The sequence below is a fragment of the Photobacterium malacitanum genome (assembly GCF_900185615.1).
Taxonomy (GTDB): Bacteria; Pseudomonadota; Gammaproteobacteria; order Enterobacterales; family Vibrionaceae; genus Photobacterium; species Photobacterium malacitanum.
In genome coordinates this window covers 906,143-926,386 of sequence record NZ_FYAK01000001.1, presented here as the reverse complement: position 1 = coordinate 926,386, position 20,244 = coordinate 906,143, and the positions used below count along the sequence as shown (strand labels likewise).

The window sequence follows — 20,244 nt, the reverse complement described above, 5'->3', positions numbered from 1 at the left end:
ATGTTGTTTAATGTTCTAGGAAGTAGATCATGATAAAACGAACAGTCATTTCAATGGTAGTAATAACTGCTTTAGCATCCGTTATTACAGGTTGCGATAGTGGCGCTAATTTAGCGGCTAAAAAACCAACTGCAGCTGTGGCACAAGTTGAAACCCAAACGATTAATGCACGTACATTGGTTAAGCAAGTAACAGGCTATGGCGTGATTAATAGCCATAATGTTGTGACGCTAAAAAGTCTACAAACCAATAAAATAACCGCTATTTTGTTCACTGAAGGGCAGACAGTTGTCAAAGGACAACGATTAGTGCAGTTAGATCCCCGTGTAGCCACAGCAAAAGTGGCCCATGATCAAGCATTATTGGCGGCAGCAAAATCTACCTGGCAACGCCAAACGCAATTAAGTGCTAAGGGCGTTATTTCTCGTAGCAGTTATGATGATAGTGAAAGTAGTTATAAACAGGCATTAGCCCAGTTAGCGCAAGATAAAACCTTATTAACCGAACTGGCCATAAAAGCGCCGTTTGATGGCGTGATCAGTCAGACTGATTTCCATGTTGGTGATGTGGTCACCGTCGGTAATAGCATCGCAACGTTATACTCCCCGCACCAACTCACAGTCGAATATCAACTACCAGCACAACAACGCCCTGAGTATAAATTAGGCCAGCAAGTGTTGGTGCAATCAGAATTAGATCCTACGACTAAGGTTACTGCTACGGTAGACTACATTGCACCTAATACGGTAACGGGACTAGTGACATTAAAAGCGCAATTACCGCCTGATGCGCCATTCTCTCCAGGACAAAATATTAAAGTTGTTCAAAAAACGCAGCTATTACCTCATCAAGTAACGATTCCAACATCAGCGTTAATGACCAATATACAAGGCGCACAGGCATTTATCGTAGAGGATAAAAAAGCGCGTTTACGGGATGTTAAAGTTGGTGAATATTATGATGGTTATGTACAAATAATTTCTGGTTTAGCAGCAGGAGAACAACTGGTTGTTAATGGTCAAAATTATTTACGCACTGATCAAAAGGTTGAAATTGTTGTTCCTAAACAGTCTCAAGCACCATCGTCTTCACAACCACATTCAAAAGAAGGTAAGGCATGAAATTAACAGAGCTTTGCCTTCGCCGCCCAGTGCTATGTACTGTGTTGTGGCTGATTCCAGTATTTATTGGGTTACTGTTTTGTCAAAAATTACCGTGGCGTTATACACCCCAAATTAGCCAATCTAAAATTCAAGTCTCAGTCCATGATAGTGCACTTGCTGCACAAAATATGATGACTGAAGTATTGATCCCAATTCAAAATGCTATTGCAGGTACAGAAGGGATCAGCCATTTATCGGCAACCGCGCGCCAAGGTCGAGGCAATATTATCATTGACGTTGCTGCCAGTGTTGATGACAGTGAAATTGATACCTTAGTCAGTGAGATCCATAATGATATTGGCAATATAGAAAGCCAGTTACCGGATGATATTTCGCCACGCGTGTCTAAATCTGATGATCAGGGTATGCCTGCAATGTTGATAGGCTTAACCCCTGGGCCGCATCAAGCAGAGTATGAATTTCATCAATATGGTATTGATACATTGTTGCCGCAGCTAGAACAGTTACCAGCTGCAGGATCAGTGAGTGTTGCGCCTAGTTCTGGCCAATCGGTGCTGATTACGCTTAATCCAGATAAAGTGCAGCATTATGGGTTAACGTTAAATAAAGTCATTAATAAAATCGCTGATGTTGACAGTATAACGGCACTTAGTGGGCAAACATCGGGGTCTCAAAGTCAATATCAATTGGTATCTACTGGTGCAATATCCAATCTTAATGATATTAAAAATACCATTGTGGCTATGTATCAGCAGCAGCCAGTACGGTTATCCCAAGTTGCGACGGTGGAAATTGGTACGCCAAGTAGCCAGTTGGAATTAAAGCCGATGGTGGATTTTTCTAAGCAAAGTGCGATGTTATTTGTACTTAATCCACAATACACCGCGACCGCCAATCCATTAGTGTTATCACAGCAAGTGCATCAATTGTTGAATTCGACCACCTTACCAAGTGGCATGAAAGCGACAGTATTACTGGATAAATCGACCTTTATTATTACTTCGCTTAATGATGTTTATATTGCGATTGGGTTAGCGGTATTGTTGGTAGCTGGGGTGATTTGGCTGTTTTTAGGTAATTTACGCATTGCGCTAATTCCAATCGTGACCATTCCCGTATGTTTATCGTGCTCGTTTATTATTCTTAAACTGGCCGGATTTAGCATTAATTCATTAACGTTATTAGCAATGTTATTAGCTGTTGGGTTAGTGGTTGATGATGCGATAGTGGTGGTTGAGAACGTGCATCGTCAACTGCGGCATCATTCATCAGTGCGTAAAGCGACCGTGATTGCTTGTCGTCAAATTGGATTTGCAATTATTGCAACCACACTGACATTGGCTGCTGTGTATATTCCGGTAGGGTTAGTTGATGGTATTACAGGACAGTTATTTCAACAATTTGCATTTACCTTAGCGGGTACGGTGATTATCTCTGGAGTAGTGGCATTAACCTTATCACCGATGATGTGCAGTAAAATGATGAACCATCAACCACCGGGTCGGTTTGAGATATGGATCAATCATCAGTTAACTCGTTTGGCTCATGCTTATCAACGGCTATTAACAGCGACCATTGATTATCGTAAAACAACATTAGTTATTATGGTGGTTGTTTTAGCCAGTAGCTATTGGCCATTTATGCAAACTCCCTCAGAAATGTTACCGACGGAAGATTCTGGACAAATATTTTTATTTCAGCCGTTAGTGGGTAGTAGTGATGACACTAGCGAACAAAAAATGATTGATAACATGAATCAACAGTTACGCCAGATCCCTGATATTGAGCATGTAGCAATTTTAGCGAGTAGTGATTTTATTCGTGGTTTTGTAACTTTAAAACCGTGGGATCAGCGTAAGTTATCCGCGCTAAAAATCAGTGAAATGATCAATGCTCGGTTAAAAGTTGGCGGTAATATTGTCTTTACCGGTGTCATCCCCGCGATTGAAACCGGCGGCGGTCGCCGTGGTAACAGTAATGGTATTGATATCAATGTTAGTAGTAATGTTGATGAGCAAACACTGGCACAAGAAATGCGTGAGGTTACGCATAAGATTCAGCAATCACCGCTGTTTGATCATGCAAGAAGCGCGCTAAAGTTCGATCAGAATCAATTTAGCATTGAGATTAATCGTGTGTTGGCATCGCAGTATGGTGTTCCACTGCATAATATTCAGCAAGTATTGAAATTAGCTATGAGCGGTAAATCATTCAGTAATGATATGAGCTACCAAGGGACTAATTATCCACTGCATTTACAATTAGACTCTGCTTATACCTTAACGCCGAATACGATAAAACAACTGAAGATCAGTAATAATAAAGGCATATTAGTGCCGTTATCTGAGCTAATTACGATTAAAAATAAGCTTGGTCCACGTTCTCTTGAGCAATATGATCGTGCCACATCTGCTTCATTATCGATTCGATTAGCGGAGGGAGTTAGCATGGGACAGGGGATTAACGCCTTAAATCAGTTATTGCCTACTGTGTTGCCAGCTAATGCGCGTTATACCTATGTCGATAGTGCTAAACAATATTTAGATGCTAATCAACAAATGTTGTTCGTATTTATTGCAGCGTTAGTGTTTATTTATATGGTATTAAGTGCGCAATTTGAGAGTGTGGTTGATGCACTGGTGGTGATGCTGTCATTACCGATTACGTTATCAGTCGCGTTATGGGCATTATATAGCAGTGACTACAGTTTAAATGTCTACTCGCAAATAGGGCTCGTCACTTTGATAGGTTTGATTTGTAAACATGGCATATTAATTACTGAATTTGCCAATGAATTACAGGCACAAGGATTATCACCACGAGCGGCTATTTTAGAAGCAACCAAAACCCGTTTAAGACCAATATTAATGACGTCATTGACGATGATCTTAGGGACGTTACCATTATTATGCGAAACCGGCCCCGGCGCTAATGCGATGGGATCGCTAGGGATCATTATTATTGCAGGAATGGCATTAGGTATTGTTGATCCATTATTTGTGGTGCCAAGTGTATATTTGATGGTGCAAAAACTAAAACGAAACCAGACCTCAGCTACGGCTTCCCATATTGATTAAGACCGTGTCGCCACAGCTGCAGATTGTGGCTGTGGTGTTAGCTGTTATTAGTGATATAAAGCTTGATACTTTCATTGTTGCTAAAACCAACTAAACTTTAAGCATTAGGGGATGTGTAAAGCCGCTATATACGGGCTGATGCTGGTGGATGAAAAGACGACTCTGACAACGGATTAATTTGTATAACTGCTAGCTGTTTTATGCTTTATCAGAAAATAAACTTTGAATTGAATCAAGCTTTTTATATTGCTAGACAAATAGTTACCTTTGGTTGGTTGTAAATCAACCAAACGGTGCTTTATTTTTGGTGGTGAAAACGGCAGAATGAGCATAGATTTGAGCTCTGTCGCCTATTTGAACTAATTTTTGATAAAATATATAGCAGTTTATCGAGTAGGTGGTAAGGTCTCACCGCATTCCGAATTCTTAAAGTAAAAGGTTACAAATATGTCTGATGTACCAGAGTCTGTTGCAAACGTTGCCGCTGTCGCTCAGCCTGTTGCTGAATCTTCAGGTTCTATCTGGGGTTATGTTGCAGCAGGTAGTGTAGCGTTATTGGTGCTAGCGGGTATCTTCGCTTACCGTAAAATAAATCAACCAGCATTTGTTATTAATCAGGTTCGTAAGAAAAACCTTAAAGAAATGAAAAAGCAGGGTACTGAAAACTCTGAATTTATGGTTGATATGGATCGCTTACTTGATTCTATTTTACGCTATACAACTGAAAATAAAAAGAAAGGCTCTGATGTAGTGACATTGCTGAAGCCATTGAATGATAAAGAGCGTATCAAAACACCACGTGATATGTATCAATCAATGATCTTCATTGCTAATGACATTAATGATGCAGCACTAGCGAAAGATTTGAAAAACAAATCAAAGCAAGTGAAATCAAGTTCAGCATTGATGGCTGGTCTATTAAAGCGTGCAGGCATTAACTAATTTATTTTTAAGAAATACCACTATTTTAAAGGGCTGATTAATTCAGCCTTTTTTTATGGCTGCTCGTTATAATTATGCCGATTGTGGTTGCAGTTTCTTTTCAAAATCACGACGCACAATATCTAACGCTGATAATACAGTATGTGGATCAATTGCGTTATCTTCTAATAGGCAAATAAGATCAACGGCTAGTTTAATTTCAGCAGGGGCATTATCTAAAGGTGATGCAGGAGCGTTACTCATTAATCAATCTCTGGTTTAATGTTATTTAAGTGTAGTGTGTTAAGAGCATACCATGACAGTGGTTAGCCTTTTCTTTCTCGGCGGTTAATTTCATCTTCAAGCTTGATTAATGCGGCTTGGCAACGACTGATCCGTCCTTCTAATGCTAGAACTTCTTTTTGTAGTTGCTGTTGTTCAAATTGAGAACCGCAACGATTAACGAGTAACTCTTTATCGCGAAGCATCGATTTTAAACGGCGCTCCCAATCACGATGTTGATTCAAGTCTTGGTATATTTGATTGATTGAACGTTGCTTACGTATTACCTGTTTAGGTTCATTTTTACGAATGTGTTGTGTGGCAAATTCCCGCTGTACGGCATGGATTTGAGCGACTAATTTTTCACAGACATGCTGCGTTCGTTCAGGCAGTAATTTTCCTGTTTGTTGTTCTTGTTGGAGTATTGCGAGTTCTTGAGCAATTTCTGCCACACAAGGTACTAGCAACTTACTGCGATAACGAAATAATTGTTGATCAAATAATGGTCGCGGTGCTTCACCACGAATACGATCTGTTGCAGCTGCTTGATGTTGTAATTGTTCAACCAGCGTTTGAAGTCGAGAAAGATCTATCATTGCAATACCTATCAATCACCTGGGTTAGAACCATGCTTGCCAAGCTAATTTAGCTGCAAGAATAAAGACCACGCTAATAAAGACTGGACGAATAAATTTAGCACCAAAATGAATAGCTGAGTGTGCACCGAGGTAAGCGCCTGCCATTAAGCATATCCCCATGGTTAAACCTAATGCGATATTAACGTGACCTAAAATAATAAAGGTCACCAATGAGGTTATGTTACTGGTGAAATTCATCGCTTTTGCTAGGCCACAAGCCCGCAGCATGTCTAAGCGATATAACACCAAGCTCGACACGGTCCAAAATGCGCCAGTACCAGGGCCTGCGATTCCATCATAAAAACCTAAACTGGCACCTTGCAACCATTGTTTACACCTAAACTGGCGATTAACGGTTGGCAGTTGGGTTTGATCAGGGTTCGGGTGTGGATGCCACAAACTATAAATTGCTACCGCAAAAATAATTAAAGGCAGCGCTTTTTCTAGCCAAGCGCCACTGATGAGATTAACGATAACTGTACCGGCAACAGCGCCAATAAATGTCGCCACAAAAGATGCCCGCCAAAATTGGGGACTAAACAGCTGCTTTTTATAATAAGCCCATGCCGCTGTTGATGACGCAAATGTTGCTGCTAATTTATTAGTGCCAAGCGCAATATGAGGTGGTAATCCAAGAGAAAGTAGGGCAGGAACAGTTAACATACCTCCTCCGCCCGCCACTGCATCTATAAAACCTGCAGCTAATGCAACAATACCAAGAATTAACAGCATACTTGGTTCAATCATATCAATCATTTAAATGCTTTTTATTATGGTTAAGATGATATTAGTTGTACTCAATTACGCGTTTAAATGGAGGCAAAGAATCCAGTAATGCTTTTCCATAGCGACGATTGATAATACGACGATCTAAAATCACCACTCTACCAGAATCGAGTTCTTTTCGCAGCAATCGACCTACCGATTGGATCAGTTTTTTGCTGGCTTCTGGAACTGAAATTTGTAAGAAAGGATTACCTCCACGGCTTTCTATATATTCAGCGTGTGCTTCTTCGACAGGTGAGGTTGGCACTGCAAAAGGAATTTTGGTAATAATTAAGTTTTTTAATAAATCACCTGGTAAATCAAGACCTTCAGAGAAGCTACCCGTGCCAAATAAAATACTTGGCAGGCCATTTTTACAATTTTCTTTATGTTTATTTAGGGTTTCATTACGTGATTCTTCCCCTTGAACCAGCAATTGCCATTTGTTTTTCTTTGCCAGTGGGCGCAGTGCATCGGCAACTTTGTTCATCTGCCAATAAGAGGAAAACAGCACTAAACTTGCGGTTTCACCTTCAAGGTATTCGGGTAATACGTCAATCAGTAAATCAGTAAACTGTTCTGCTTGAGGTTCAAGTTTCAAAGCTGGGATCACTAAGCGAGCATTGTTTTGATAATCAAACGGCGATGCTAATGCTAGAAAACGGGTGCCGTCAGTTTCTGTGTCTGATATACCTGCTTGACGACAAAAGAAACTAAATTGGTTCAAAGCGCGCAAGGTTGCCGAGACTAAAATAGCGCCTGCAGCACGACTCCATAATAATTGATCAAGTCGATAACCCACTTCTAATGGTGACACCTCAATGATGTAGTCATTTTCACGATCAGGGCTTTTTTCTATCCAGCGAGCAAGTGGCGCCCCTTTTTTATGGTTTGGCTGTGCCATTAATGACCAAACTTTTTCTAAATTTTCAAGACGTTGTAAATAAAAACCAATTTCAGTAAGTGCTTGCTCACCTAAACGCGGAATAATGATGTTTTCTTTGGTGCGCTCAGCGATAAGATCTTGAATTTTACCGAGTGACTGTAGGGCTTTTTTACTGGCTTCTTTACAGCCTTTGGCTTCTTCTTCAAGCCATTGGGGCAACTCGCCATGTTCAAAGCGATAGACGCCATCTTTGTTAAATGTGCTGGCATCAATATTATTGGCAATTTGATTTAAGGTTGGCACTAAGTGCTGAATATTATCGTGAATCGCATTTTGGAAACGATTTGATTTTTGATAATCGGCTAATTCTGCAAATTTAGACACAATTTGATTAAGCTTTTCAAGCCAACTTGCCGCGCCTTTTAAACTTGAAGCTGCAGATGAAAAGTCACGTGCAACTTGAGGTAAATGGTGGGCTTCATCTATTACATAAATAGTTTGTTCAGGTTCTGGCAGAATGACGCCGCCACCTAATTCAATATCTGCCATCAGTAGTGCATGGTTAGCAACAATTACATCGGCTTTATCGAGATGTTCACGTGCTTTAGCAAATGGACAGCTACGGTGTTTGGGCATTCCGGCATGGCAACTGTGTTTATCTGCCATGATTTGCTGCCATACTTTATCTGGAATTGTGGTTGGCCAACTATCGCGATCACCATCCCATTTATTTTGTTCGGTTGCTTTAAGCATTCGCTTGAGCAAATCGAGATCAGATTTTTTCGGCTTTTCTTCCCACATACCCAGTTGTAAGTCTTTATCGCTTGAACAGCTGGCTTCTAATTTATGGTTACAGCAATAGCGTTGACGGCCTTTGGCAAGAATAAAACTAAACTCACGTGGAAAAATTTGATTAAACAGTGGCAAATCTTTGGTGATCAGCTGCTCTTGAAGTGCCACCGTTGCCGTTGAAATCAATAATTTCTTATTGTTGAACAGTGCAAAAGGGATTCCACCAATTAAATAGGCCAGAGATTTACCGATACCCGTTCCGGCTTCAGCCACCAGAATGCGATTTTTTTTGTGGTATTCACCCGCAAGGGTTTTGGCAATTTCTGCCACTAAATAGTTTTGTGCACGGCGTGGAATAAAATTATCAAGTTGATGACCGAGGTTGGTGTAACACTGTTTAATGTCGCTTTTGATGGTGTTATGCAGCATGACTGAAACTTCGTAAATATCGGGAAATGCATTATAGCATGAAGCGCTAAATGTGAGCGGTAACAAAACTTACGTGATTTATGTTTTAAAGTGAGGGGTTGCTCACGATTTTTTACTTCTGTTACATTGCGTTTGTATTTGCTTCATCTATGCCATTTTAAAATCTATAAATTGGCCATATAAATAGTTGTTTGTGCTGTTTTTTCTTTTTTATTTGGTTTTTTGTTGATGTATTTAACAGTTATTTATAGTTATTAAATAATTGTTAATTGCATTTTTTTACTTATTTTAGTGTGATTAATATCTAGTTGTTTGATTGTAACTTGTTGTTTTTGTGATGTGTTTTATATTTTTTTATGTTTAATTTAGATTATTTGACAAAAATATTGAACTTCTGTCAGGATGTGAGCCATAAATTACTTCCCCTTGTATTTTAGTGTTTTGTTTTTTAATCAATGCACATAGCAGGGGAAAATAGGGACAGGGAACCTCAGGATTGAGGTTTACAACAATAAGAAAGGCAGTGGACATATCATGAAAAAAACTCTATTAGCGCTAGCAGTTCTAACTGCAGCTGGTTCTGCAAATGCTGGCATCAACCTTTACGACGCAAATGGCGTTAAAGTTGATCTTTCTGGCGCAGTTGAAGTGCAACTATATGATGGCTATGAAAAGAATGCTGATTCAACAATTCGTTTAGACGATGGTGATTTATCTCTAAATGCATCGATTGCTATTAGCGATAACCTAAATGTTGTTTCTGGTACTGCGTTTAAGTACGAAAGCAAAGAAGTTAAGAATGATGAGCTATGGGCTGGTTTTTCTGGTGACTTCGGTACACTAACTTTTGGTCGTCAATTACTAGTTTCAGATGATTCAGGTATTGGTAAAGACTACGAAATGGGTCTAGAGCAAATTAGCTTTGTTCAAACTGAAGGTGACCGTGTTGCTAAGTACGTTTACGATAACGGTACTTTCTACACTGCTATTTCTCATGATATGGACACTGACCACAGCACTACAATCACTGATGGTCGTGTTGGTTTCCGTACTGGCGGTCTAGACGTTCGTGTATACGGTTATGACGGTAAGCGTATCGGTCTTCAAGGTTTAATTGACACAGGTGAAACTGTTGATGGTAAGCCTATTATCATTCCTGGCAAAGCTGGTGATGACATTCGTGGTTACAACTTAGAAGCTGAATACGCTATGGGTGCTGTAAACCTAGCGGCTTCTTTTGGTCAGATGAAATACAAAGAGTCTGACACTAAGAAAGTTCAAAAAGATCTAGATCTATACGAAGTTAACGGCTCTTACACGCTAGAAAAAACTACATTTGCTCTAGGTTACGTACATGCGAATGGCCACCATGCTGGCAAAGGTAAAGTTCAGCACGATAACGTATATGCTAACGTAACACAGCAATTGCACAGTAATGTTAAAGCATACGCTGAAGTTGGTTATTCTGATAACGACAAAGTATTTGCTGACGTTGAAGAATTCGGTTACGTAGCTGGTCTAGAAGTTAAATTCTAATCAAGTGTTAACGTAACAATTAATGAAGCCGCCTTCTTGGGCGGCTTTTTGCTAACTTTTATTTTTTACTGAGTGAATATTGCTATCACGCATTAGTTTAATTGCGCTAGTAATAGCAATGAGCAGTCGATAAAAAATAGATTAAGGATTAATAATGAAAAACACATTATGGCTATTAATAGCATTGTTTTCAGCGGCAACCCAAGCAGCAACGTTATCAGTTGCGGATAAAATTGAGTTATTAGCAGTGGATGGTAAAGAAGTGAAAGCGCAAGGCTGGAACGCTGTCGATAGCGTTGAATTATCAGCTGGTAAACACCAAGTGGTAGTGCGTTTTGACGGTGAGGTTAAGCGTGGTTCAAAATCGACTATTTTTACTTCTCGCCCGTATTTATTTGAGATTGATTTAGCCCAAAAAAATGCTGAAATTACGCTGCCACGGTTAACCGCTGAATCACAAGCGAAGGCTTTTTTTGAACGGGGTGCGAAGTGGCAATTAGTGGTTGAAGGTGGTGCCCTACAAGCGCTTGACGGTGTTGAATTACAAGGTGAAGGTTTAGCGGCGTACAGTGATATTGAAGCGCTGGTTGCGGCTTATAATAGTGATAATGGCATTGTGATTGAACAAGGTAATGCGGTAGATTTACAACAAGTAGCAGTGAATGTTGATAATAAAACTGGCAAGGTAGAAATTACGGGTGATGCATTAACGCAATTAAAAATGTGGTACACCAAGGCGTCAAATAGCGATAAAAAAGCCTTTAAAATTTGGATGGCGGAAAAAGATTTTAATTAACCAATTAGGTTAACTGATTTGCTGATTATTAATGTGGCTATTTTGTAATAGAAAAGTAAAAGGCAACCGAGGTTGCCTTTTGTTTGTTCGCTAGCAAAGTATAGCCTTTAGCGATAATTAATCGTGGTGGTAACGGCTATGCTCACGACAAGCTTTGCATCGAGGTTGAGCGGGATCTTGTTCAAGATCGCTATACTCAATTTCCTCTTCACAATCAGCGCATAAGCCATACATGCCTAGCTTAAATGAGCATACAGCAGCATCCACTTTTTCTAATCGTATCGCCATATCAAAAAGGTTCGGTATAAAAGACGATTTAGCCATTACGATTAGATCATTAAGGTCAGTGTTATTATCAGCAATAGCACTGTCATTTAAATGATTGATTAACATTTCATTTTTTAATTTTTCAGCTAAGGACAAATACTCTGTCTCTAGCGGATACTGAAAATTTTTATAATTCATATCGGTCATAGCCATAGTGGTGATATTCAATAATAAAGTCAGGGTAATCATTTAATTACCGCAGCTTTGATTGAGTGTTGTTATACTGCGGCTAAATAAAAATCTAATGCAGTACCTCTAAGTGTTATTAGTCTAATAGAGATTCAGTATGCCGTTGTGATTTGAATCAATTCTTTAAGCGAATTTAATAAATATTGGTTAATTTTTGCTGTGGTATAGCCAATATCAATGAATAATGATAAATGTTAACAATTACTGGTGATTGTTGTTACATGGTGCGTGTTTCGCAATAGAAAAGGTATATAAGTTGTTAAGTTTGCGAATTGAGGTAGTAAGAGGTGAATAAAGACATTGCGGTGAAGAGCCGAATGATACGCTATGTTTTAGTCATCTTGGGTTGGCTTGCCGTCGCTTTGGGTGTACTTGGAATTTTCTTACCTTTATTACCAACCACGCCTTTTTTATTGTTAGCGAGTGCTTGCTTTATGCGAGGATCACCTAAATTAAACCAGTGGTTACATCAACATCCTCAGCTTGGACCGATTTTAGTTAATTGGCATCAACATGGGGCTGTAACATCTGTTGTAAAACGTCGTGGCAGGGTGATGATAGTACTCAGTTTCAGCTTTTCAATTGTGATGGTGCCATTATGGTGGCATAAAGCCATGTTGCTGCTGGGAATGATAGTTTTATTGTACTGTTTTAATCGCATACCAGTGGTTGAACTTCAAGCTGATATTACGTCAGTTGCCGAAGCTGACGAAAACCCATAAAATGCGTACTTATCACATAAAAATACAGCTGTTGTGAACGGCTTTATTTTTATGCTTTCGTCTGCAATCTGCAGGCTTTAACTTGAGATTACTCTGTTTGCAGATAAGAGTAAGTACGGAAAGAATGATGAACCAAGAAACATTAGATCTAATTACTAACAGCATTAAATCAATTCAAGATTACCCTAAACCAGGTATTCTTTTTCGTGATGTCACTAGCCTAATGGAAGTGCCTGAAGCGTATCGTGCTACGATCGCTATTTTGGCTGAAAAATATCAAGATCAAGGTATCACTAAGATCATTGGTACAGAAGCGCGTGGTTTCTTGTTTGGTGCGCCATTAGCATTAGCGTTAGGGGTTGCATTTGTACCTGTACGTAAACCGGGTAAATTACCACGTGAAGTGATTGCTGAGAGTTATGAACTTGAATATGGTAAAGATACCTTAGAAATTCATAAAGATGCGATTGTTGCCGGTGACAAAGTGCTGTTAGTTGATGATCTGCTGGCGACGGGTGGTACTATTGAAGCAACCACTAACTTAGTACGTCGTTTAGGCGGTGATGTTACTGATGCTGCATTTGTGATCAACCTACCAGATATTGGTGGTGAAGCACGTTTACAAGGTTTGGGACTTAACGTTTACTCTATTTGTGATTTCCCAGGACATTAAGATCTCTTTAACAACTATGGCTGATTATATTCTGTAATAAGGTGGTAGTTGGTTAATCATTGGGCGCTTACTCTAGCGCCCTCTCGCTCACAAATGGGCACTATGCTAGCATTAATGTTGAATTTAATGTTTTACCTATCTCGTTACTATTTCGTTTATTTTCTTTGTTTTATAATGATCACTAGCAGTTGTTGTCATTATGGCTATGATGGCGAGAATAAAAGAAAGAGTGGCGAATTTCGTTGCACCAGATGCAGTCCAGATTGATTAAGGTTATTTATAAATGAGTTATCAGGTTCTGGCCCGAAAATGGCGTCCTTATCAGTTTGCAGATGTGGTTGGACAATCACATGTGTTAACAGCATTAGGTAATGCTTTAGAACAAAATCGGCTTCACCATGCTTATCTTTTTAGTGGTACCCGTGGCGTCGGTAAAACGACTATCGCACGTATTTTTGCTAAAGGACTAAATTGTGAGCAAGGCATTACGGCGACACCTTGCGGTAAATGTACAACCTGTCGTGAAATCGATGAAGGGCGTTTTGTTGATCTATTAGAAATCGATGCTGCATCACGCACTAAAGTTGAAGATACCCGTGAGTTATTAGATAACGTGCAATATAAACCCGCACGTGGGCGTTTTAAAGTTTATCTTATTGATGAAGTTCATATGCTCTCGCGTCACAGTTTTAATGCGTTATTAAAGACACTTGAAGAACCGCCTGAATATGTAAAATTTATTCTGGCAACCACCGATCCTCAAAAACTGCCGGTAACGATCTTATCTCGTTGTTTACAGTTTCATTTAAAGCACCTAGACCATCAACAAATTCACGCGCAATTAGAGAAAGTTTTAACTGAAGAAAAAGTTGAATATGAAGTGCGTGCATTAGCGTTATTAGCCCGTGCTGCTGAAGGTAGTATGCGTGATGCGTTAAGTTTGACTGATCAAGCGATAGCGTTAGGCAATGGCCATGTTAGTGCTGAAACGGTTGCGGCTATGCTGGGGACGCTAGATACTGATCAAGCGTTGTGCTTGTTAGAGGCTGTTGCTAGCGCTAATGCCAATACCGCGATGGCAAGTTTGCAGCAGCTTGCTGCTATTGGCATTGAATGGGACAGTTTATTACGTGAATTGTCTGCACAATTACATCGAGTGGCGATGTTTCAAGCTTTGCCAGCAAGCCTTGATGAAAGCTTGCCCGATGCAGAGCGCGTGAATTTACTTAGCCAACTGATGACACCACAAGATGTACAACTGTGTTATCAGATTTGTTTACAAGGGCGTCAAGATTTGTCGTTTGCACCAGATGGCCGTACTGGCTTAGAAATGGTGTTATTACGCATGCTTGCTTTCCGACCGGTGAGCGGTGGAAGTATTACACCACAGCCAATTGTCGTGCCAAGTACTCAGCCAGCAGCGGTTAATACTGCTGTGAGTGGTGTGTCGCGGGTGCAAGCATTAAAAGCACAAATGCAACCACCAGTAACCGATAATGTCACCTCAACAGCGATGCCACCATCGCAACCGCCGTTGTCAGCGTCGGTACCACAACAGCAACAGCAGCAATCGGTACCTACAGCGCCAGTAGCGCCGCTGCAATCACAGCAGCAATCTACGCCCGTTGCGCCAACACAACCTGCTGCAACTCGGCCATCGGCTGCATCTGGATTATTAGCTGCGCGCAATCAGTTACGTAGTCAAACGAAACGCGGACAAGAAGACCAACCGGCAGCGGTATTGCCAAAAAAGGCCCTAACGGCGCCAGCTAAAAAAGTCGCAACCTCAGTGATGGATCGCATAGCCAATAAGCAAACGGCGATGCCATCATTGAATACGCATGCGATGCCGGCGTCGACTGCTGCTAATGTGGCAGAAAAAGATGAATATCGCTGGAAGCCAATGGCAAAAGCTGAGGCTGACACGGTGATTAAGCCTGAGTTAACGCCGCGAGTTTTAAAGCGCGCTTTAGAGCATGAAAAAACCCCTGAGATGGCGAAATTGCTTGTCAATGAAGCGGCAAATCAGGATAGTTGGTCACAGTTAGTTACTCAGCTTGATGTACCTAAATTAATTCAGCAATTAGCACTTAACTCTGCTTTTGAGCGTACTGATGATCATATTACCTTGTATCTGCGTTCAGCTCAGAAACATTTACAAGCAGAGCGAGCAACAGCGCAATTAAATAGTGCTTTAAATGATGTGTTACAAACATCTGTGCAATTATCAATTGTGTTGGGCGAACAAGGCCAAACACCATTGGAATTACGTGAACACTTGTATCAACAAAAATTGTTACAAGCACGAGAAAGTTTAGCAAACGATCCTAATGTGAATTTCATTTGTCAGCGTTTTGCTGCACAACTGGATGAAGACAGTATTAGACCAGTTTAAAGATTTTTAACCAGACCAGATAGAGAGAGAAGAGTTATGTTTGGTAAAGGCGGTATGGGTAACATGATGAAGCAAGCGCAGCAAATGCAAGAGCGCATGCAAAAGATGCAAGAAGAAGTTGCAAACATGGAAGTGACCGGTGAATCTGGTGCGGGCCTTGTAAAAGTAACTATCACTGGTAGCCATAGCGTACGTCGTGTAGAAATTGACGAAAGCCTAATGGAAGATGACAAAGATATGCTTGAAGATTTGATTGCTGCGGCATTCAATGATGCAGCACGCCGTATCGAAGAAGCACAAAAAGAAAAAATGGCAGGTGTGACCGGCGGTATGAACTTACCAGCTGGCTTTAAGCTGCCTTTCTAATCAATGCGAACCAGTCATTTACTGGAGCATTTGATGGAAGCCTTACGTTGTCTGCCTGGGGTCGGTCCTAAGTCGGCGCAACGTATGGCTTTTAATTTGCTACAACGAAATCGTCAAGGCGGTTTACAGTTAGCTGATGCGCTAAATCAAGCCATGACTGAAATTGGTCATTGTCGTGATTGCCGTACGTTTACCGAAGATGATGTTTGCGCTATTTGCGATAATCCTCGTCGAAAGGAAAACGGCATTATTTGTGTGGTTGAAAGCCCAGCAGATATTGTTGCAGTCGAAGCAACAGGACAGTTTTCAGGGCGTTACTTTGTATTAATGGGGCATTTATCGCCACTTGATGGTATTGGTCCTGCTGATATTGGCCTTGATACACTAGAGTTTCGATTGCAGAAAGAAGCAATTAGTGAATTGATCTTAGCCACCAATCCAACCGTTGAGGGTGAAGCAACAGCCCATTATATTGCGGAGCTTTGCCATGAATATGGTGTGCCAGCGAGCAGAATTGCTCATGGTGTCCCTGTTGGTGGTGAGTTAGAGTTAGTTGATGGTACTACGTTGTCGCATTCTCTTGCTGGACGACAGCGATTATAACTCTGTTATTATTGCTAGAAAAAAACCGCGTTCTTTGGACGCGGTTTTTTATTGGCTGCTATTTAATAATGTCTTATTTATTAAAATTTATTTGGTAGAGAACAATACTTTTGAGCCATGAGTGAGGCTGGTAAGCAGTAATGTATGCTCATTTATGACATCAATACGGCGGCTTTCTTGTGCATTCATTCTAAAGATATCTTTGATAATATTGAGTTGCTTACTATCAAAATCATGGTTTGAACCTGAGGTGATATCTTTAAATTCCAACGGTTCAGTCAACAAATAACCTCCGCTGACATCCCAACGTCCCGACTCTGAAATATGAATTGTTAATGGTCGTGGTTGATCACTATGAAGCTCAAGTATGGTGATGCGCGAATAGGTATGATTGGGTAAAAATACCATATTACTACTTTGTTTTACCTTACGTAGTGCTTGCAGAGAATCTTGTGGTAATGATTCTATCTGACTAATGGTGGTACTTTGCCATTCTCGCGACATTAACAACTGCTGTTGTTTATAGTCTGTTGAAAAGTAGACCCATGAGCAAATCACCATCGAACTAATTAAAATTAGTAATGGCCAATATTGGCGTAATAAACGCGTTATTGGGTTGGAGACGGTTAGCGACATAAGCTCGAGTTATCCTTATCACTTGTAAGTAAACGCACTGTAACGTTTTCTGTTGGTACCTTACTGTCATGCAAGTAATTTAGGTACAGTTGGTTGTTTTGACCACCAGTAACGATAATTTCAAATGGTTTTTGATTGGGATTTTTATGGTATTGAAGGTAATTACTGACACAGGTTTTTATCATGCTATGCCATTGTGATATATCCGGGTTGTTATTTGGGGTGTAAAGCATGACTCCGTCAACATCAAATAAAGGAGTAAACGCTGCAGATTTGGGAGGCATACTGATGTTAACAATAATTGGCAATATAAAAGCAATGATCAGTGCTAGCCAACCTTTCCAAGAAATTAAGGTTGATTTGGTTGCTGTTTGTTCTTGGGCTTGTTGGTAATATTCTGCTGTTGCAAGGTTAAGGTATGCCTCTTTTCGTGGTGAAGAAAGTACAGGTTCAAACTCAGGTGGCATTGAAATAACTGCGGACTCATCGATATCAACCGCCATGTCTTGCGGCGATTTTGGACAGATGTAGTTTTCCACGCTGGCAATCATTTGATAGCCACGTTTAGGCACAGTTTTAACAAATTCTGGTGATTTAGTTGAGTCTTTTAACGCCTTACGCAAGGTTGAAATTGCTTGCGTAAGGCTAGAATCATCGACTTCAAAACCTTGTTCACGCCATACATAATCATGAATTCGTTGGCGAGTAATAATTAGGCTAGGATCTTCAATGAGCAGACTTAACGCTCGACTTTCATTACTGCCAAGTCGAGTTAATTCATTATTATCACATTTATCTATTAAGCTGTTGTCATTAGGATCGAAAATAAAACGATTTCCAATCAAATACTTAGTTGCATTTGTTGTCATTGGTTTAGCCTTGCCAAGGGTTTTATATGAACAATATTATTATATGTTTGCTCTGAATGTTGTCTGAATATAAAAATATATAACCACAACTCAAAAAATATAAAAATAAAAAACATGTTATTTTAGGTTGAAATCATACAGTTTGACCATATTTATCTTTATATACTACTCATAATTTTTTTTGGAGTCGAAATGAGCGAGCAAACAGTTGATAATAAAAAGGAAACACGTGGTTTCCAATCAGAAGTAAAACAACTACTGCATCTAATGATTCATTCACTTTACTCTAATAAAGAGATTTTTTTACGTGAATTGATTTCTAACGCATCGGATGCTGCAGATAAATTACGCTTTAAAGCATTATCAAAAACCGATTTATACGGCAATGATGCTGATTTATGTGTAAAGCTATCAATTAACAAGGAAGCGGGTACTTTAACCATTAGTGATAATGGTATTGGTATGACACGTGAACAAGCGATTGAGCATTTAGGTACCATTGCGAAATCAGGCACCAAAGAATTTTTTGCACAGTTAAATGAAAATGAAACCAAAGACTCGCAACTGATTGGTCAATTTGGTGTTGGCTTCTACTCCGCATTTATTGTTGCTGACAGTGTGACAGTGAATACTCGTAGCGCTGATGTCGCTGCTGATGAAGGTGTGTGCTGGACGTCTGCTGGTGAAGGTGATTACAGCATTGAGACGATCACTAAAGCAACACGTGGTACTGACATTATTTTGCACCTGCGTGCAGATGAGCAAGAATTCTTAGATGATTATCGCTTACGTGAGATTGTGGGTAAATATTCGGATCACATTGGTATTCCTGTTTTCATTCAAGCTGAAGAAAAAAATGAAGAAGGCGAGGTTACTGGTACTAAATGGGATCAAATTAACAAAGCGCAAGCATTATGGACTCGCAATAAATCTGACATTAGTGACGAAGAATATAAAGAATTTTATACTCACGTTGCCCATGATTATGCTGAGCCACTAACATGGAGCCATAACCGTGTTGAAGGTAAGCAAGATTACACTAGCTTGTTATACATTCCATCAAAAGCACCGTGGGATTTAAATAATCGCGATGGTCAACATGGACTTAAATTGTATGTTCAGCGTGTATTCGTTATGGATGATGCGCAGCAGTTCATGCCAACTTACCTACGCTTTGTACGTGGTTTGATTGACTCAAATGATTTACCGCTAAACGTATCTCGTGAAATTCTACAAGATAACAAAATCACTCAAGCACTACGTAAAGCATGTACTAAACGTGTACTACAAATGCTTGAGCGCATGGCTAAAAATGAGCCAGAGCAATACCAGTCATTCTGGAAAGAGTTTGGTCAGGTATTAAAAGAAGGTCTAGCGGAAGACTTTAGTAACCGTGAAAAAATTGCGTCATTGCTACGTTTCTCATCAACAGAAAATGAGTCATTAGATCAAACGGTTTCTTTAGCTGACTATGTTAGCCGTATGCAAGAAGGCCAAGATAAGATTTATTACTTAACTGCTGATAACTTTAATGCAGCAAAACACAGCCCGCACCTAGAGCAATTCCGTGCTAAAGGCTTAGAAGTTATTTTGATGTACGATCGTATTGATGAATACCTAATGGGCCACTTACCTGAATTTGATGGTAAGAAGTTCCAAGCAATCACCAAAGCGGATCTTGATCTGTCTTCATTTGATAATGCAGAAGAAAAAGAAAAGCAAAAAGAAACTGAAAAAGAATTTACTTCAGTAACAGAGCGCACTAAAGCTTACCTTGGTGATCGCGTTAAAGAAGTACGTCCAACGTTTAAGTTGCATGATACGCCAGCAGTAATGGTGACAGACGAAAACGAAATGGGTACTCAAATGGCGAAATTGCTTGCCGCTGCGGGCCATGAAGCGCCAGAGGTGCAGTACATCTTTGAATTAAACCCAGAGCATAGCCTAGTGAAGCAAATGGCTGACGAAGCCGATGAAGAAATCTTTGGTCGTTGGGTTGAGTTACTATTTGGTGAAGCAATGCTTGCTGAACGCGGCACCATGGATGATCCTTCACAGTTCTTAGCGGCAGTAAACAAGTTGTTGGTTAAATAACCAATTAAACCATCAAAGTCACAGACTATTCTGATAAATCATTCAATCGCGGCTTGGTCCTAGTGCCAAGCTTGCGACTGAGCGCTAATCAGTGTATTTTCAGTTTTTTGCAAATTTCCACTCT

18 protein-coding genes are annotated in these 20,244 nt (G+C 40.1%); 11 read left to right on the top strand and 7 right to left on the bottom strand.

Annotated elements, in window-relative coordinates:
• The first annotated feature begins 29 nt into the window (after nucleotides 1–29).
• From PMAL9190_RS04105 to PMAL9190_RS04095, 3 genes are all read left to right on the top strand, one after another.
• The gene (locus PMAL9190_RS04105; protein ID WP_235004273.1) at nucleotides 30–1,121 is read left to right on the top strand and encodes an efflux RND transporter periplasmic adaptor subunit; all 1,092 of its coding nucleotides are present in this window, start codon (nucleotides 30–32) and stop codon (nucleotides 1,119–1,121) included.
• Nucleotides 1,118–4,201 carry an efflux RND transporter permease subunit gene (locus PMAL9190_RS04100; protein WP_087844034.1) on the top strand — a complete coding sequence of 1,028 codons (3,084 nt, stop codon included), beginning with the start codon at nucleotides 1,118–1,120 and terminating at the stop codon, nucleotides 4,199–4,201. Before PMAL9190_RS04105 ends, PMAL9190_RS04100 begins: the two co-directional genes overlap by 4 nt.
• A 447-nt stretch (nucleotides 4,202–4,648) precedes the next feature.
• Nucleotides 4,649–5,143, top strand: a complete 495-nt coding sequence (locus PMAL9190_RS04095) for a hypothetical protein (protein ID WP_060997014.1) — start codon at nucleotides 4,649–4,651, stop codon at nucleotides 5,141–5,143.
• A gap of 72 nt (nucleotides 5,144–5,215) precedes the next feature.
• Here the strand turns inward: PMAL9190_RS04095 and rsmS are convergent, their stop codons facing one another.
• The 4 genes from rsmS to dinG form a co-directional block, all read right to left on the bottom strand.
• On the bottom strand, nucleotides 5,216–5,386 hold the full coding sequence (gene rsmS / locus PMAL9190_RS04090) for a pleiotropic regulatory protein RsmS (protein WP_087844033.1): 171 nt from the start codon (nucleotides 5,384–5,386) through the stop codon (nucleotides 5,216–5,218).
• Between the two features lie 62 nt (nucleotides 5,387–5,448).
• Nucleotides 5,449–6,000: a primosomal replication protein gene (locus PMAL9190_RS04085; protein WP_087844032.1), complete on the bottom strand. Its 552-nt coding sequence runs from the start codon at nucleotides 5,998–6,000 to the stop codon at nucleotides 5,449–5,451.
• A gap of 24 nt (nucleotides 6,001–6,024) precedes the next feature.
• A complete protein-coding gene (locus tag PMAL9190_RS04080) occupies nucleotides 6,025–6,798 on the bottom strand; it encodes a TSUP family transporter (RefSeq protein ID WP_087844031.1) in 774 nt (257 codons plus the stop codon).
• Nucleotides 6,799–6,829: 31 nt separating this feature from the next.
• Nucleotides 6,830–8,914 (bottom strand): ATP-dependent DNA helicase DinG, encoded by a 2,085-nt coding sequence (gene dinG / locus PMAL9190_RS04075; RefSeq protein WP_087844030.1) that lies wholly within the window; start codon nucleotides 8,912–8,914, stop codon nucleotides 6,830–6,832.
• 534 nt (nucleotides 8,915–9,448) lie between these two features.
• Here dinG and PMAL9190_RS04070 point away from each other — a divergent pair.
• Together PMAL9190_RS04070 and PMAL9190_RS04065 are read left to right on the top strand one after the other, a co-directional pair.
• Complete coding sequence (locus tag PMAL9190_RS04070) at nucleotides 9,449–10,450, top strand: porin (RefSeq protein ID WP_087844029.1); 1,002 nt, start codon at nucleotides 9,449–9,451, stop codon at nucleotides 10,448–10,450.
• Between the two features lie 151 nt (nucleotides 10,451–10,601).
• A complete protein-coding gene (locus PMAL9190_RS04065; protein WP_370738745.1) occupies nucleotides 10,602–11,246 on the top strand; it encodes a YccT family protein in 645 nt (214 codons plus the stop codon).
• Between the two features lie 117 nt (nucleotides 11,247–11,363).
• Here the strand turns inward: PMAL9190_RS04065 and PMAL9190_RS04060 are convergent, their stop codons facing one another.
• A complete protein-coding gene (locus PMAL9190_RS04060; protein ID WP_087844212.1) occupies nucleotides 11,364–11,711 on the bottom strand; it encodes a TraR/DksA C4-type zinc finger protein in 348 nt (115 codons plus the stop codon).
• Between the two features lie 368 nt (nucleotides 11,712–12,079).
• On the opposite strand from PMAL9190_RS04060, the gene PMAL9190_RS04055 reads away from it, so the two are divergent.
• The 5 genes from PMAL9190_RS04055 (at nucleotide 12,080) to recR (ending at nucleotide 16,521) form a co-directional block, all read left to right on the top strand.
• Nucleotides 12,080–12,484: a YbaN family protein gene (locus PMAL9190_RS04055; RefSeq protein WP_200813375.1), complete on the top strand. Its 405-nt coding sequence runs from the start codon at nucleotides 12,080–12,082 to the stop codon at nucleotides 12,482–12,484.
• 127 nt (nucleotides 12,485–12,611) lie between these two features.
• Nucleotides 12,612–13,157, top strand: coding sequence for an adenine phosphoribosyltransferase (gene apt, locus PMAL9190_RS04050; protein ID WP_087844026.1), 546 nt, complete (start codon nucleotides 12,612–12,614; stop codon nucleotides 13,155–13,157).
• Between the two features lie 283 nt (nucleotides 13,158–13,440).
• On the top strand, nucleotides 13,441–15,552 hold the full coding sequence (dnaX, locus tag PMAL9190_RS04045; RefSeq protein WP_087844025.1) for a DNA polymerase III subunit gamma/tau: 2,112 nt from the start codon (nucleotides 13,441–13,443) through the stop codon (nucleotides 15,550–15,552).
• A 36-nt stretch (nucleotides 15,553–15,588) separates the two neighbouring features.
• Nucleotides 15,589–15,918 carry a YbaB/EbfC family nucleoid-associated protein gene (locus PMAL9190_RS04040; RefSeq protein ID WP_087844024.1) on the top strand — a complete coding sequence of 110 codons (330 nt, stop codon included), beginning with the start codon at nucleotides 15,589–15,591 and terminating at the stop codon, nucleotides 15,916–15,918.
• A 3-nt stretch (nucleotides 15,919–15,921) separates the two neighbouring features.
• Nucleotides 15,922–16,521, top strand: a complete 600-nt coding sequence (gene recR, locus PMAL9190_RS04035; protein WP_060997006.1) for a recombination mediator RecR — start codon at nucleotides 15,922–15,924, stop codon at nucleotides 16,519–16,521.
• A gap of 87 nt (nucleotides 16,522–16,608) precedes the next feature.
• Here the strand turns inward: recR and PMAL9190_RS04030 are convergent, their stop codons facing one another.
• Both PMAL9190_RS04030 and PMAL9190_RS04025 read right to left on the bottom strand, forming a co-directional pair.
• On the bottom strand, nucleotides 16,609–17,157 hold the full coding sequence (locus PMAL9190_RS04030) for a regulatory protein ToxS (RefSeq protein WP_087844023.1): 549 nt from the start codon (nucleotides 17,155–17,157) through the stop codon (nucleotides 16,609–16,611).
• Nucleotides 17,148–18,026 carry a winged helix-turn-helix domain-containing protein gene (locus PMAL9190_RS04025; RefSeq protein ID WP_087844022.1) on the bottom strand — a complete coding sequence of 293 codons (879 nt, stop codon included), beginning with the start codon at nucleotides 18,024–18,026 and terminating at the stop codon, nucleotides 17,148–17,150. The genes PMAL9190_RS04030 and PMAL9190_RS04025 overlap by 10 nt, the downstream gene beginning before the upstream one ends.
• A 192-nt stretch (nucleotides 18,027–18,218) precedes the next feature.
• On the opposite strand from PMAL9190_RS04025, the gene htpG reads away from it, so the two are divergent.
• Complete coding sequence (gene htpG / locus PMAL9190_RS04020) at nucleotides 18,219–20,120, top strand: molecular chaperone HtpG (protein ID WP_060997003.1); 1,902 nt, start codon at nucleotides 18,219–18,221, stop codon at nucleotides 20,118–20,120.
• The last annotated feature ends 124 nt before the right edge of the window (nucleotides 20,121–20,244 follow it).

Bases quoted from the DNA above. Each gene is read 5' to 3' on its own strand.
- PMAL9190_RS04105 (WP_235004273.1), top strand. From the start codon at position 30: ATGATAAAACGAACAGTCATTTCAATGGTAGTAATAACTGCTTTAGCA.
- PMAL9190_RS04100 (WP_087844034.1), top strand. From the start codon at position 1,118: ATGAAATTAACAGAGCTTTGCCTTCGCCGCCCAGTGCTATGTACTGTG.
- PMAL9190_RS04095 (WP_060997014.1), top strand. From the start codon at position 4,649: ATGTCTGATGTACCAGAGTCTGTTGCAAACGTTGCCGCTGTCGCTCAG.
- rsmS (WP_087844033.1), bottom strand. From the start codon at position 5,386: ATGAGTAACGCTCCTGCATCACCTTTAGATAATGCCCCTGCTGAAATT.
- PMAL9190_RS04085 (WP_087844032.1), bottom strand. From the start codon at position 6,000: ATGATAGATCTTTCTCGACTTCAAACGCTGGTTGAACAATTACAACAT.
- PMAL9190_RS04080 (WP_087844031.1), bottom strand. From the start codon at position 6,798: ATGATTGATATGATTGAACCAAGTATGCTGTTAATTCTTGGTATTGTT.
- dinG (WP_087844030.1), bottom strand. From the start codon at position 8,914: ATGCTGCATAACACCATCAAAAGCGACATTAAACAGTGTTACACCAAC.
- PMAL9190_RS04070 (WP_087844029.1), top strand. From the start codon at position 9,449: ATGAAAAAAACTCTATTAGCGCTAGCAGTTCTAACTGCAGCTGGTTCT.
- PMAL9190_RS04060 (WP_087844212.1), bottom strand. From the start codon at position 11,711: ATGAATTATAAAAATTTTCAGTATCCGCTAGAGACAGAGTATTTGTCC.
- PMAL9190_RS04055 (WP_200813375.1), top strand. From the start codon at position 12,080: ATGATACGCTATGTTTTAGTCATCTTGGGTTGGCTTGCCGTCGCTTTG.
- apt (WP_087844026.1), top strand. From the start codon at position 12,612: ATGAACCAAGAAACATTAGATCTAATTACTAACAGCATTAAATCAATT.
- dnaX (WP_087844025.1), top strand. From the start codon at position 13,441: ATGAGTTATCAGGTTCTGGCCCGAAAATGGCGTCCTTATCAGTTTGCA.
- PMAL9190_RS04040 (WP_087844024.1), top strand. From the start codon at position 15,589: ATGTTTGGTAAAGGCGGTATGGGTAACATGATGAAGCAAGCGCAGCAA.
- recR (WP_060997006.1), top strand. From the start codon at position 15,922: ATGCGAACCAGTCATTTACTGGAGCATTTGATGGAAGCCTTACGTTGT.
- PMAL9190_RS04030 (WP_087844023.1), bottom strand. From the start codon at position 17,157: ATGTCGCTAACCGTCTCCAACCCAATAACGCGTTTATTACGCCAATAT.
- PMAL9190_RS04025 (WP_087844022.1), bottom strand. From the start codon at position 18,026: ATGACAACAAATGCAACTAAGTATTTGATTGGAAATCGTTTTATTTTC.
- htpG (WP_060997003.1), top strand. From the start codon at position 18,219: ATGAGCGAGCAAACAGTTGATAATAAAAAGGAAACACGTGGTTTCCAA.